General features: G+C 68.6%; 13 protein-coding genes. 9 read left to right on the plus strand and 4 right to left on the minus strand.

The window, feature by feature from the left end; all coding sequences use genetic code 11:
- The first annotated feature begins 58 nt into the window (after positions 1-58).
- From BUB75_RS11120 to BUB75_RS11135, 4 genes are all read left to right on the plus strand, one after another.
- Positions 59-886 carry an ABC transporter ATP-binding protein gene (locus BUB75_RS11120; RefSeq protein ID WP_073255461.1) on the plus strand — a complete coding sequence of 276 codons (828 nt, stop codon included), beginning with the start codon at positions 59-61 and terminating at the stop codon, positions 884-886.
- On the plus strand, positions 883-1,875 hold the full coding sequence (locus BUB75_RS11125; protein WP_073255464.1) for an ABC-2 transporter permease: 993 nt from the start codon (positions 883-885) through the stop codon (positions 1,873-1,875). Before BUB75_RS11120 ends, BUB75_RS11125 begins: the two co-directional genes overlap by 4 nt.
- A 124-nt stretch (positions 1,876-1,999) precedes the next feature.
- The gene (locus BUB75_RS11130) at positions 2,000-2,776 is read left to right on the plus strand and encodes an SDR family NAD(P)-dependent oxidoreductase (RefSeq protein WP_073255467.1); all 777 of its coding nucleotides are present in this window, start codon (positions 2,000-2,002) and stop codon (positions 2,774-2,776) included.
- Positions 2,777-2,927: 151 nt separating this feature from the next.
- Positions 2,928-4,157, plus strand: a complete 1,230-nt coding sequence (locus BUB75_RS11135) for a lipase family protein (protein WP_073255469.1) — start codon at positions 2,928-2,930, stop codon at positions 4,155-4,157.
- Here BUB75_RS11135 and BUB75_RS11140 read toward each other — a convergent pair.
- The gene (locus BUB75_RS11140) at positions 4,154-5,104 is read right to left on the minus strand and encodes an alpha/beta hydrolase (protein ID WP_073255471.1); all 951 of its coding nucleotides are present in this window, start codon (positions 5,102-5,104) and stop codon (positions 4,154-4,156) included. The two genes, BUB75_RS11135 and BUB75_RS11140, sit on opposite strands and share 4 nt — an antisense overlap.
- 99 nt (positions 5,105-5,203) lie before the next feature.
- Positions 5,204-6,055, minus strand: coding sequence for a helix-turn-helix domain-containing protein (locus BUB75_RS11145; protein WP_073255473.1), 852 nt, complete (start codon positions 6,053-6,055; stop codon positions 5,204-5,206).
- Positions 6,056-6,156: 101 nt separating this feature from the next.
- On the opposite strand from BUB75_RS11145, the gene BUB75_RS11150 reads away from it, so the two are divergent.
- The 4 genes from BUB75_RS11150 (at position 6,157) to vanX (ending at position 9,636) form a co-directional block, all read left to right on the plus strand.
- Positions 6,157-6,852 (plus strand): SDR family NAD(P)-dependent oxidoreductase, encoded by a 696-nt coding sequence (locus BUB75_RS11150; RefSeq protein WP_073255475.1) that lies wholly within the window; start codon positions 6,157-6,159, stop codon positions 6,850-6,852.
- A gap of 111 nt (positions 6,853-6,963) precedes the next feature.
- Positions 6,964-7,998, plus strand: coding sequence for an NAD(P)-dependent oxidoreductase (locus BUB75_RS11155; RefSeq protein ID WP_084740826.1), 1,035 nt, complete (start codon positions 6,964-6,966; stop codon positions 7,996-7,998).
- Positions 7,991-9,031: a D-alanine--(R)-lactate ligase gene (gene vanA / locus BUB75_RS11160; protein WP_073255480.1), complete on the plus strand. Its 1,041-nt coding sequence runs from the start codon at positions 7,991-7,993 to the stop codon at positions 9,029-9,031. The genes BUB75_RS11155 and vanA overlap by 8 nt, the downstream gene beginning before the upstream one ends.
- Entirely contained in the window at positions 9,028-9,636 is a 609-nt protein-coding gene (gene vanX / locus BUB75_RS11165) for a D-Ala-D-Ala dipeptidase VanX (protein WP_073255483.1), read from the plus strand. Before vanA ends, vanX begins: the two co-directional genes overlap by 4 nt.
- A gap of 37 nt (positions 9,637-9,673) precedes the next feature.
- On the opposite strand, the gene BUB75_RS11170 is transcribed toward vanX, so the two are convergent.
- Positions 9,674-10,762: a sensor histidine kinase gene (locus BUB75_RS11170; protein ID WP_073257079.1), complete on the minus strand. Its 1,089-nt coding sequence runs from the start codon at positions 10,760-10,762 to the stop codon at positions 9,674-9,676.
- The gene (locus tag BUB75_RS11175; protein WP_073255486.1) at positions 10,755-11,450 is read right to left on the minus strand and encodes a response regulator transcription factor; all 696 of its coding nucleotides are present in this window, start codon (positions 11,448-11,450) and stop codon (positions 10,755-10,757) included. Before BUB75_RS11175 ends, BUB75_RS11170 begins: the two co-directional genes overlap by 8 nt.
- A gap of 218 nt (positions 11,451-11,668) precedes the next feature.
- Here BUB75_RS11175 and BUB75_RS11180 point away from each other — a divergent pair, with 218 nt between their 5' ends.
- Entirely contained in the window at positions 11,669-12,445 is a 777-nt protein-coding gene (locus tag BUB75_RS11180) for a VanZ family protein (RefSeq protein WP_084740830.1), read from the plus strand.
- The last annotated feature ends 138 nt before the right edge of the window (positions 12,446-12,583 follow it).

A 12,583-nucleotide genomic window follows, 5' to 3' on the forward strand; every position in this document is an offset into this window, starting at 1 on the left:
ACCACGGTCACAACAACGCGGACGCTGCTGTGACCGTCCATTTCCTACAACTGGCGCCATGACCTCGATCATCACCACCGAGCAGCTCAGCAAACGCTACCGCCGGACGACGGCGCTGACCGACTGCACCCTGCGAATACCGGCCGGGCGGATCGTCGGTCTGGTCGGTCCGAACGGCGCGGGAAAGTCCACGCTGCTCGGGCTGGTCTGTGGCTTGCTCACGCCGACCGCCGGAAGCATCACGGTGCTGGGCGACCGCCCCGCCGCCGGAGCGGCGCAACTGGCCAGAGTCGGGTTCGTCGCGCAGGACGCGCCGGTCTACTCCAGGCTGTCGGTCGCCGACCACCTGCGGCTGGGCGCCCGGCTCAACCCCCGCTGGGACATGGCCCTGGCGCAGCGGCGCGTCCAGCAACTCGGCTTCGACCCCGCGCAGAAGGCCGGCCGGCTGTCCGGTGGCCAGCGGGCCCAGCTCGCGCTCACGGTCGCCGCCGCCAAACGCGCCGAGCTGCTGATCCTCGACGAACCGGTCGCCTCCCTGGACCCGCTGGCCCGCAGCGCGTTCCTGCGCGATCTGCTGGACTTCGTCGCCGAACTCGGAGTCAGCGTCGTCCTCTCCTCGCACCTGCTCGGTGATCTGGAGCGGGTCTGTGACCACCTCGTCGTCCTGGCCGCGTCGCGGGTGCAACTCGCCGGCGACGTCGCGGACCTCCTCGCCCTGCACTACCGGGTCAGTGACGGCGACGCCCTCCCGCCCGGCGCGGAAGTCATCGACGCGCACATCGCGCGAAGCACCGATCCGATCCCCGGCACGGACCACCCCCACCTCGAAGAACTCGGGCTCGCGTACATGACCCGTGCCCTTGTCCCCGTGGAGGCATCGCGATGATCTGGCTGACCTGGCGGCAGTTCCGCATCCAGGCGATCGTCGCGTCCGCGGCGCTGATCGCGCTGGCGATCTACCTCGTTCTCCTCGGCCGCCAGATGGGGCAGGCCTACACCAACGACATCGTCGGCTGCCTGCCGTCGGACTGCGCCAGCGCCCGCCGCGGCTTCGATAACACGTACGGCGTGCAGGTCGCGTTGATCGGCGCGCTGCTGCTGGGCGTGCCGGCGCTGATCGGGGTCTTCTGGGGCGCGCCGCTGATCACCCGCGAACTCGAGGAGAAGACCGACCGTTTGGTCTGGAACCAGAGCATCACCCGGGTGCGCTGGCTCGCGGTCAAGCTGACGCTTCTCGCGCTGGCGAGCATGGCCGTCACCGGGCTGTACAGCCTGCTGCTGACGTGGAGCGCCAGCCGCTACGACCAGCTGATCGGTGAACGGTTCGGTGCGTTGACGTTCGCCTCGCGCAATATCGTCCCGGTCGGGTACGCGGTCTTCGCGTTCGTCCTCGGCACGGTCGTCGGTCTGCTCGTGCGCCGGACGCTGCCGGCGATGGCGCTGACCCTGGTGCTGTTCGCCGTCATCCAGGTCGTGATGCCCACCGCTCTTCGTCAGCACCTGATGACGCCGGTCACCAGCACGGTGAAGCTCGACGCCGAGGCGATGTCGCGCGCGGACTTCATGGGGATCAACGCGCGCGGTGCTCAGATCGACGGTTACACGATGCCCGGCGCGTGGTCGCTGACGTCCAGCAGCCAGGTGTTCAACGCCGACGGCACGCCGTACACGCTCGAACAATCGGAGCAGTGCGACCAGAGCGACCCGCAGGAGGGGATGGCGTGCACCGCCCGGCAGAACCTGCACTTCAGCTACGAGTACCAGCCGGCCGACCGCTACTGGAGGTTCCAGTGGATCGAGCTGTCGGTGTTCCTCGCGCTCAGCCTGTCGCTGACCGGGTTCGGGCTGTGGCGGATCCGAACCTATTCCGGCTGAGGGTCAATCGGCGATTACGCACGAAATGCGAACCGCCGTTCACTAGAGTGAGGACGCCGTAGCTCGACCAGCGTCGTCGTGCGGCATCCGACCGTTTCCGAGGAAATTAGGTGAACGCCCGAACATGGAGATCAACGGCGCAAGCGCGATCGTCACCGGTGGCGCGTCGGGTATCGGTGCCGCCGCAGCCCGCCAGCTCGCGGCAAAGGGTGCGACCGTCGTGGTCGCCGACTTGCAGGTCGACAAGGGTGAGGCACTCGCGAAGGAGATCGGCGGCGTCTTCACGCGGGTCGACGTCACCGACACCGACCAGATCAAGGCGGCCGTGAACGCTGCGACCGAGCTCGCCCCACTCCGCGCGGTCGTCAACTCCGCCGGCATCGGCTGGGCTCAGCGCACCGTCGGCCGCGACGGTGAGTTCGAGTCCGCCCACGACCTCGACGCGTTCCGCAAGGTGATCGCGATCAACCTGGTCGGCACCTTCGACGTGGTGCGCCTGGCCGCGACCGCGATGAGCCGCAACGAGCCCGACGCCGACGGCTCCCGTGGTTCGATCGTCAACCTCGCGTCGGTCGCCGCGTTCGACGGGCAGATCGGCCAGGCGTCGTACTCCGCGTCGAAGGGCGGCGTCGTCGGAATGACCCTCCCGGTCGCCCGCGACCTGTCCGCGGTCGGCGTCCGGCTCAACACGATCGCACCCGGGCTGATCGACACCCCGATCTACGGCGAAGGCGAGGGCGCCGAGGCGTTCAAGGCCAAGCTCGGGCAGAGCGTGCTCTTCCCCAAGCGCCTCGGCATCGCCGACGAACTCGCCAGCATGGTGGTCGAGGTGCTCACCAACAGCTACATGAACGCGGAGGTCATCCGCGTCGACGGCGGCATCCGGATGCCTCCCAAGTAGCCGCAGCCGGCCGGGCGAGACCCGCTCGCCCGGCCGAGCCTACCGGCCCGATTTCTGCGCAACTTGCTCGATTCTGTTTTATTGACCTTTGTGGCGAATAAGCGCAATCTCAATCCACCCTCATTGGCGCGCCATTGGGAGGTGGGGACGAATGCGACGTTCGTTCACCACTCGGTTACTTCTCGCGCTCGTCGTCGTGCTCGCGGTCGGCGTTCCGCCTGCGGCGCAGGCCGCCAGGGGCGCCGGAACGACGGTCGCCCCGGCACTCGGCCCGGACGGCGACGCGTTCTACACCCCGCCCTCGCCGCTCCCGGCCGGCCGCCCGGGTGACGTCATCCGGTTCCGGCCGCTCGCCCCGAAACAACTCGGGGCAAGCGCTCCGCCGGCCCGTGGCTACCTCGTCATGTACCTCTCGCGGAACGCCGCCGGCGCTCCGAACGCCGTCACGGGCACGATCCTCGTCCCGCTCGGGCGCGACCCCGCGACGGTGCCCATCGTCGGCGTCGCGCCGGGGACGCTGGGCATGGGCGACCAGTGCGCGGCGTCGAAGTCGCTGGCCAAGGGGCTGCTGTTCACCGAGTTCTACCTCGACGCGATGCTCCGGCGGGGGTGGGCGGTGGCGGTGACCGACTACGAAGGCCTCGGGACGCCCGGCGATCACACCTACGTGGTCGGCCAGTCGACCGGTCGCTCCCTGATCGACGCCGTCCGGGCGGCGCAGCGCCTCCCGGCCGCCGGGCTCACCGCGTCCGCAGCAGTGGGTTTTTACGGATATTCGGAAGGCGGCGGAGCCGCAGCCTGGGCAGCACAGTTACAACCCAGGTATGCGCCTGAGCTTTCGGTGGTCGGCGTCGCCGCCGGTGGAGTGCCGGCCGACCTGTACGTGATCGCGCGTTCGCTGGACGGGACGCTGGCCGCCGCCCTGCTCGGGTACGCCGCGATCGGGCTGAACGCGTCCTATCCGGACCTGCGACTCGACTCGTACCTCAGCCCGTACGGGAAGAAAGTGATCACCGCACTCCGAACGAGTTGCACGCCGGACGGCCTGACCCCGTACGCGTTCACGCAGCTGCGCCAGCTGGTCACGACGGATCCGCTGACCACGGCGGTCTGGCAGCGGCGGCTGGCGCAGAACTCGCTCGGCCGGCAGGCGCCCGGCGCGCCGGTGTTCCTCTGGCACGGGGTGGTCGACCAGGTCCTGCCGTTCACGCAGGCCGTCGCGCTGCACCGGGCCTGGTGCGGCCTCGGGGCTCAGGTCGTCTGGCGGCCGTTCGTGGCCGAGCACGTGACCGGGGCGATCGGCTCGGTCGACGCGCTGGCGTTCCTCGCCGACCGTTTCGCCGGTCGTCCCGTCCAGGCGGATTGCGCTCGGAAGACCTAGGACTCGTCCGCCGGTGCCGCCGGGAACAGCGCGGCGCGCAGCGCACGGGCCTGCGCCCGCCAGAACTCCTTCGACACGTCCTTCCGGCGGAACAGCGCGTCGAAGCCGTGGAACGCGCCGTCGACGATGAGGAGCTCGCAGTCCACGCCGCTGCGGCGGAGACGCTCGGCGTACTCGACGTCTTCGTCGTGGAACAGGTCGAGGTCGCCCACACCGATCCACGCCGGCGGTAGCCCGGTGAGGTCTTCACGGCGCGCCGGGACCGCGTACGGCGGGACGCCGGGGTCGCCCGGTGCCTGGCCACCGAGGTACGCGGTCCACCCGTAGCGGTTGCTTCCCGGTGTCCACACGCGGACGTTGGTGGTGTCCAGGTCCGTCCGGAGGACCGTGCGGTCGTCCAGCATCGGGTACACGAGCAGCTGGAACGCCGGTCGGATCTCACCCCGGTCGTGCGCGAGCTGGGCGAGCGAGGCCGTGATCCCGCCGCCTGCGCTGGCACCACCGATCGCGATCCGGCCCGGGTCTATCCGGCGTTCGACCGCTTCGGCGGCCAACCACGACAGCACCGCGTAGGCGTCCTCGACCGCCGCGGGCGCCGGGTGCTGCGGGGCGAGACGGTACTCCACCGACACGACCGTGATGCCGAGCACGCGCGCGAACGCGACGTTCGTCGTCTCGTCCTGGATTCGGCTCCCGCCGACCATCCCGCCGCCGTGGATCCAGATCAGCGCGGGCATGACGCCGGTGACCGCCCGCGGCCGGTAGACCCGGACCGGCACCGCGGGAGCCCCCGGCGGTCCCGGTACCTGCACGTCCTGTACGGCCACGTCGTCCGGTAGCGGCCCCGATTTCATCGGGATCCGGTTGATCAGGGCGACCGAGCGCGGCCCCACCGAGAAGCGGGGGATGAAACGTCCGGCCTTCAGATCAGGATGAAACGCTGACATACGGCTCCTTCGCCGGTAGGGGTCGGCACCCCGTTGACCCAGGCTAGACGCTCACCGGGTCCTGAGCGCGGACTCCCGGCGAGTCACCCGTGTGCCGCGCTAGCCCGCCGCGAGGGGCGCGGTCACCCGGAGGAAGTCGAGCTTCTCCGCGTCCTCGGACCCGGCCGGGGCGGTGTACGTGACGATCCGCAGGTCCGCGCAGGGCACGGTCAGCACGTCGCAGTCCACGCGCACCGGCCCGACGACCGGATGTGCGATCGTCTTCCGGTCTGCGATGTGGACGCCGACCGCGCCCGACGCCCAGAGCCGCGCGAACCGCTCGCTGCCCGCCTGCGCCTCGGCGATCAAATCGGTGACTCGCGGATCGTCCGGATAGCGGGCCTCAGCCGACCGCAGGTCGGACACCACCGCCGTGTCGAGCACCTCCGGACCCAGCTCGGAGAGGACCGGCCAGCGGGACAGCACGGTTTCCGTCGCCAGGCCGAACCGGGCCCGGACCAGGTTCCGGTCGGCGGGCGCGACGCTTTCCGGGTCACCCACCAGCGCGGCCCAGAGCGGGCTCCAGCGGATCAGCCGCCAATCCGCGGCGAACACGCCGAGCGGGATCTCGCCGAGCCGGGTGAGAATTCGCTGCACGCCGGGCGGGACGTGGTCGGACACCAGCCCGGCGGCCGGCGGCTGTAGCCCGGCCAGCAGATACAGGTGGTCGCGCTCGCAGGAGTCCAGCTGCAGCGCTCGCGCGAGCGCGGCCAGGACCTGCGCCGACGGCGTGGTGGCACGGCCCTGCTCGAGGCGCACCACGTAGTCGACCGAGAGCCCGGCCAGGTTCGCCAGCTCCTCGCGGCGCAGCCCGGGTGTCCGGCGCTTGCTGGCGACCCGGAGCCCGGCGTCGGCCGGGGAGAGCCGATCGCGCCAGGTTCGGAGCGTCGCGCCGAGCGTGTCGTGTGCCATGCCTCCATGATTCCTCGCGCCGCGGAGAACACCCTGGTACTGCTGGTCCTACCGTCGAGAGCTCCCTGGTAGGGCACGCCACCGCGGCGCACGGTGGGGCCATGACGATCACGTTCATCACCGGAGCCAACAAGAGCCTCGGATACGAAACCGCCCGCCGTCTGATCGGCCTCGGCCACACGGTCCTCGTCGGTGCTCGCGACCCGGAGCGCGGACGGGCTGCTGCCGAGGCGCTCGGCGCCCGCTTTGTTCAGATCGACGTCACGGACGGCGCATCGGTCGCTGCGGCGGCCGCGGACGTGGCCGCCCACGAGGGCCACCTCGACGTGCTGGTCAACAACGCCGGAATCCCCGGCACGTTCGCACCGGCGGCGGAGATCACCGCCGAGCACGCCGCCGCGGTCTACGACACGAACGTGATCGGCATCGTCCGGGTCACCCACGCGTTCCTGCCGCTGCTGAAGAACTCCGCGGCGCCGGTCGTCGTCAACGTCAGCAGCGGCCTCGGTTCGTTCGGCGTCACGCACGACCCGGAGCGGATCGAGTCGGGGATCGCGATGCCGCTCTACGCGTCGTCGAAGGCGGCCGTCACGATGCTGACCACCCAGTACGCCAAGGGGGTGCCGGAGGTCTTGTTCAACGCCGTCGACCCCGGTTACACCGCGACCGACTTCAACAACCACAGCGGCCCGCAGACCGTCGAAGAGGGCACCGACGCGATCGTGGCCCTGGCGACGATCGGCCCCGACGGCCCGACCGGCACGTTCCGCGACCGCCACGGCGTGATGCCCTGGTAGTCAGCCACGGTTCACCGGGCCGAGCACGCGTACGTCGGCGTGCTCGGCCTATTGTCGGCGTATCAAAAACCAGATACGGGACGGCAACGCCACAATTCCTTGACTGAGGGCATGACCTTCAGCGGACCAACACGAACTGCGGCCGGTCGCCCCCGATCGCCGGTGTCGTCCTCCACGCTCCCGACAATGGGAGTGACGGTGTACGGATGCGGGCAGGGCGACGCGGCTTTGTTCCGGCAGTGGGCGCCTCGCTTGGGCGTAGCGCCGACCATCACCGCGACGCCGGTTTCTGCCGTCAACATCGATTTGGCTCTCGGCAATCGGTGCATCAGCGTCGACCACAGGACTCGGATCACCAACGCCACTCTCGGCGCGCTGCGCGATGCCGGCGTCGAGTACGTTTCCACCCGAAGTATCGGCTACGACCACATCGATACGGGTTACGCGGAGAGCATCGGCCTCACCGTCGAGAACGTCGTCTACTCGCCGGACAGCGTTGCCGACTACACGCTGATGCTCATCCTGATGGCGGTGCGCGACGCACGATCCACCGTCCGCCGTACCGACGATCATGATTACCGGCTGAGCGATACGCCGGGGCACGAACTGCGCGACCTGACCGTCGGAGTAGTGGGAACAGGGCGCATCGGCACGGCAGTCATCCACAGGCTGCGCGGGTTCGGCTGCCGGATACTCGCCCACGACAGCGACCCGAGGATCGCTGCCGACTACGTTCCGCTGGACGAATTGGTGCGCCTCTGCGACGTCGTCACGCTCCACACCCCGCTCGACGCGCGTACGCACCACCTCCTGAATCGTCAGCGCATCGGGCAGCTGAAACTGGGCGCGTTCGTGATCAACACCGGGCGCGGTTCACTGATCGACACCGAGGCTCTGATTCCGGCACTGGAGAGCGGCCGGCTGGGTGGCGCGGCGCTGGATGTCCTCGAAGGCGAAGAGGGCATCTTCTCCGCCGACCACCGGAACGCATCCGTTCCGAGCGAGCCGCTGTTACGTCTGCAGAAGCTGCCGAACGTGCTGATCAGCCCGCACACCGCTTACTACACGGATCGCGCGCTCAACGACATGGTCGAAAACAGCCTCCTCAACTGTGTGAACTTCGAAGGCGGTACGCGGCGTGGATAGGTTGAAGGTCGGCATTCTTTTCGGGGGCGCGTCCGAAGAACACCCCGTCTCGGTCAAGTCCGCGCAAGAGGTCGCACGAAGCCTCGATACCACAAAATACGAACCGTTCTGGATCGGGATCACGGACCGCGGCGCGTGGAAGCTCTGCGATGGCCCCGGCACGGACTGGGAGACGAACGGTAGCCGTCCGGCCGTGTTGTCGCCGGACCGAAGCATGCTCGGGCTGCTCGTGCTGGAACAGGGACGCTACGAGGTGCTCAGCCTGGACCTCGTGTTACCGGTTCTGCACGGCACGTTCGGCGAGGACGGTGTGATCCAGGGCTTGCTGGAACTCTCCGGCATCCCCTACGTCGGCTGTGATGTGCAGAGTTCCGCCCTGTGCATGGACAAGTCCCTCACGTACCTCGTCGCCGGACACGCGGGAATCACCACACCGACGTTCTGGGCGGTGACGGCGAACGAGGATCTTGACCCCGACCGGATCCGCTATCCCGTCTACGTCAAGCCGGCGCGTTCGGGCTCGTCGTTCGGCGTGAGCAAGGTGTCACACAAAGCGGAACTGCCGAGCGCGCTGGAGGCCGCGAGGAAGTACGACTCGAAGGTGCTGATCGAGGAGGCGGTGGTCGGCAGCGAGGTCGGATGCGCGGTCCTGGGAAACGATTCGGACCTGATCGTGGGCGAGGTGGATCGCATCCATCTCTCGCACGGGTTCTTCCGGATCCACCAGGAAGACGACCCGGAGAGTGGTTCCACCAACTCGACGCCGATCGTTCCCGCTGACATCTCGGCGGACCTTCGCGCGCTCGTCCAGGAGACCGCGAAAACCGTCTATCGCGCGCTGGGCTGCCGAGGGCTATCGCGGGTGGACATGTTCCTGAAAGAGGACGGAGCGGTGGTCCTCAACGAGGTCAACACGTTGCCGGGACTCACGTCGTACAGCCGCTACCCGCGGATGATGGCGGCCGCGGGGCTGCCGCTCGCCGAGGTGATCGACCGGCTCGCCTCGTTGACGCTGACAGGAAAACTCGAATGATCAAAGACTTTACCTTTGTCGACGAGATGGTTCCCGGAATACGCTGGGACGCCAAATATGCCACCTGGGACAACTTTACCGGCAAGCCCGTGGACGGGTATCTGGCGAACCGGATAGTCGGCACGAGCGCTCTGTGCGCGGCCCTGGCGCGTGCGCGGGAAGAGGCCGCATCCCTGGGATTCGGGCTCCTTCTGTGGGACGGATATCGTCCGCAACGGGCCGTGGATTGTTTTTGGTGTTGGTCGAAACAGCCGGAGGACGGCCGGACGAAACGGCGGCACTACCCCAACATCGACAAACCGGAGATGTTCGAACAGGGATACGTCGCCACCAAATCAGGTCACAGCCGGGGCAGCACCGTCGACTTGACGCTCTATCACCTGGCCACCGGCGAACTGGTTCCGATGGGCGGTGGCCATGACCTGATGGATCCGATCTCACGCCACGGTGCCGCCGGAGTCACACCGGTCGAGGCGAGGAACCGCCAGTACCTCTGCTCGGTCATGGAGAACAGCGGTTTTTGTCGCTATGACGTCGAGTGGTGGCACTACACGCTCAGAGACGAACCATATCCGGACACGTATTTCGACTTTCCGATCACGTAGTGCGTTTGGTCAACGACATGTTCGACGCGATGGGCGCCTAGATCGAGAGCTGCACGGTCACGCGGAGTCCGCCCTCGGGGCGAGGGGTAAGCGTGAGGGTTCCACCGTGCGCCTGGGTGATGCTCTTGACGATGGCCAGGCCGAGTCCGACACCCGCGTGGCCGTCGCGTATCCGTCCGGTCGCGCGCTGAAACGGCTCGACGATCGTGGCCACCAACTGCGGGGAGAGGTGCTCACCGGTGTTCTCGACGGTGAGCACCACGTTCTTCGGCTGCGCGCTGGTCGTGATCCACACCGCGCCCCGTTCCGGGCAGTTGTGGACGATCGCGTTGTGCACGAGGTTCGTCGTCAACTGCAGCAGGAGCGCGTGAGAGCCGACGGTGGGGGCGACCTCGCCGGAGGTCTCGATCGTGAGGCCGCGCTTCTCCGCGAGCGGAAGAAGCGTTTCGACGGCTTCCTCCGCGAGGAGGGACAGATCGACGGGTTCGCGGACGAACGAGCGCTGGTCCGCGCGGCTGAGCAGGAGCAACGCTTCGGTGAGGTCGATCGCGCGGGCGTTGACAAAATGCAGGCGTTCGACGAGCCCGCCGGTGACGCTGCTCGGATCGGTGCGAGCCACGTCGAGCAGTGCCTGGGTGATCGCCAGCGGGGTGCGCAGCTCGTGGGAGGCGTTGGCGGCGAACCTCTGCTGTTCGACGACCTGTGCTTCCAGCCGCGCGAGCATGGTGTCGAAACCGTCGGCGAGTTCGCGGAACTCGTCTTCGCGGCCTTCCAGCTGGATCCGGTGAGAGAGCGATCCGTCCGCGGCCAGGCGGGTGGCGTTGGTGATGCGAGTCAGCGGCGCGAGCATGCCGCCGGCGAGAATCCACCCTCCCACCAGGCCGAACATCAGCAGGAACACCATCGCGAGCGTCGCCTTCGGGACGAAGGCACGCACCAGATCCGAGCGATCCGGGTTGGGCAGGCTCGGCGCGTTTCCGAACCGGGGCTCGTGCCACCCCTCGGGGACGTACCGCAGCAGGAACACCCACACCACGGCGAGAAGCAACGCGCCTGCGACCATGAGGAAGCCCGCGTAACTGAGCGTGAGTTTGAGGCGAACGCTCAACCCGGGCGCCCTATCCACGCGCTCCTCCTTCGCAGCCGCCGCCGGATGCGGCATGGATGCGGTAGCCGACGCCGGGCACCGTCGCGATCAGCCAGGGTTCGCCCAGCCGCTTGCGCAGCGCCGAGACCGTGATGCGCACGGCGTTGGTGAACGGGTCGGCGTTCTCGTCCCAGGCCCGCTCCAGTAGCTCCTCGGCGCTGATGACACCGCCTTCGGCGGCGACGAGCACCTCGAGCACGGCGAACTGCTTCCGGGTGAGCGCGACGTACCGGCCGTCCCGGTAGACCTCGCGGCGGAACGGATCCAGCCGCAAGCCTCCGATCTCCCGCACCGGCGGTCGGCTGTGCACGCGCCTGCGGTCGAGCGCTCGGAGCCTGAGCACGAGTTCGCGCAGCTCGAACGGCTTGGTGAGGTAGTCGTCGGCTCCGAGCCCGAATCCGGAAGCCTTGTCGTCGAGCCGGTCCGCGGCGGTGAGCATCAGGATCGGCATGCCGGTGCCCGAGGTCACGATGCGTCTGGCGACCTCGTCCCCGGACGGCCCGGGGATGTCGCGGTCGAGGACGGCGATGTCGTAGGCGTTGACGCTCAGCAGTTGCAGAGCGGTGTCGCCGTCGCCGGCGATGTCCGCCGCGATCGCTTCCAGGCGCAATCCGTCGCGGATCGCCTCCGCCATGTAGGGCTCGTCCTCGACGATCAACACACGCATGCCCTCAACGGTAGAAGCAGGCGCATATCGTCGCCCTATCCAAAACCCGGGTCCGGATGGCGCCCGGTCGCCCCGGGTGGCGAAGCGCTGCACATTTTGTGCCGTCAGAGGGGCACAAAGTGTGCAGCGCCTCCCCGCGGGTCGACCTCACGCAGTTATCGCCGGCGTATCGAAAATTTGATACGCCAGCGGTACAGCCGTGCGTCTCCAATAGGGCGGTGAACCACAGCACCGCGCACCGCACCGCCCGGATCGTGCTCGTCAGCCTCGCGATCCTCGGCTTGGCCGCCGTGCTGTTCGCCGGGCGGCGGTTGCTTCTGATGTCCGCTCCGACCTGCCTGGCCGGTCGATGGCACGGCTGTTACGACACCGAGAACGGCGTCCTGCTCATGACGCTGGTCGGGCTGCCACCGGCTGCTCTGGTGGTGTGGGCTCTCACGCGCCTGCGCGTCGCCTCGGACTGGCGGACGTCGCTGGCCGAGGTGGGCATGGTCTACGGGACCGTGCCGTTCGTCTGGTTGACGCTCATGCCCGGCCCGGGAGCCGGCCTCGTCCCCGGCCGGGTGAGCCTGGTTCCGCTGCAGGACCTGGCCACGATGGGGCCGATCGGGATCGGTGGCAACCTGCTGATCTTCGCCGCACTGGGGTTCTTCGTCCCGATGCGGTTCGCGGCGCTGGCGTCGGTGCCGCGGATACTGGCACTCGGGGCGAGCTGCTCCACCCTCGTCGAGATCACGCAATACGTCCTGCGGCTGGACCGGGTGTCCTCCGTGGATGACGTGCTGGTCAACGCGGCCGGCGCGGCGCTGGCCGCGCTGGCGTCCCGCCCCTGGTGGAGGGACCGGCTAGACACCCGGCGGCTCCAGCAGTACGACGGCGGCGACAAAACCTACGGTCGAGCGGCTGGAGTGGCCCACGCCCGTGGTGTCCTCGGCCAGCAGCACGTCCCCCGGCCCGAACGTGCGGGTCTCCCCCGTCGCGGTGACCTCGGCTGAGCCGGACAGGCCGATGATCAGCTGACGCCGGGACTCCGGCTGCTCCGGATGGCTCCCACCCGCAGGCCCGAGCCCGAACAGCACGCTGGAGGCCGCCAACGGTTGCGAGAAGCCCATCACGTCCGGCGGCGGGTTCTC

Source organism: Cryptosporangium aurantiacum, from assembly GCF_900143005.1.
Lineage (GTDB): Bacteria > Actinomycetota > Actinomycetes > Mycobacteriales > Cryptosporangiaceae > Cryptosporangium > Cryptosporangium aurantiacum.

Excerpts from the sequence above, each read along its gene's own strand:
- BUB75_RS11145 (WP_073255473.1), bottom strand. The coding sequence starts at position 6,055 with ATGGCACACGACACGCTCGGCGCGACGCTCCGAACCTGGCGCGATCGG.
- BUB75_RS11150 (WP_073255475.1), top strand. The coding sequence starts at position 6,157 with ATGACGATCACGTTCATCACCGGAGCCAACAAGAGCCTCGGATACGAA.
- BUB75_RS11135 (WP_073255469.1), top strand. The coding sequence starts at position 2,928 with ATGCGACGTTCGTTCACCACTCGGTTACTTCTCGCGCTCGTCGTCGTG.
- BUB75_RS11120 (WP_073255461.1), top strand. The coding sequence starts at position 59 with ATGACCTCGATCATCACCACCGAGCAGCTCAGCAAACGCTACCGCCGG.
- BUB75_RS11175 (WP_073255486.1), bottom strand. The coding sequence starts at position 11,450 with ATGCGTGTGTTGATCGTCGAGGACGAGCCCTACATGGCGGAGGCGATC.
- BUB75_RS11155 (WP_084740826.1), top strand. The coding sequence starts at position 6,964 with ATGACCTTCAGCGGACCAACACGAACTGCGGCCGGTCGCCCCCGATCG.
- BUB75_RS11130 (WP_073255467.1), top strand. The coding sequence starts at position 2,000 with ATGGAGATCAACGGCGCAAGCGCGATCGTCACCGGTGGCGCGTCGGGT.
- BUB75_RS11125 (WP_073255464.1), top strand. The coding sequence starts at position 883 with ATGATCTGGCTGACCTGGCGGCAGTTCCGCATCCAGGCGATCGTCGCG.
- vanX (WP_073255483.1), top strand. The coding sequence starts at position 9,028 with ATGATCAAAGACTTTACCTTTGTCGACGAGATGGTTCCCGGAATACGC.
- BUB75_RS11140 (WP_073255471.1), bottom strand. The coding sequence starts at position 5,104 with ATGTCAGCGTTTCATCCTGATCTGAAGGCCGGACGTTTCATCCCCCGC.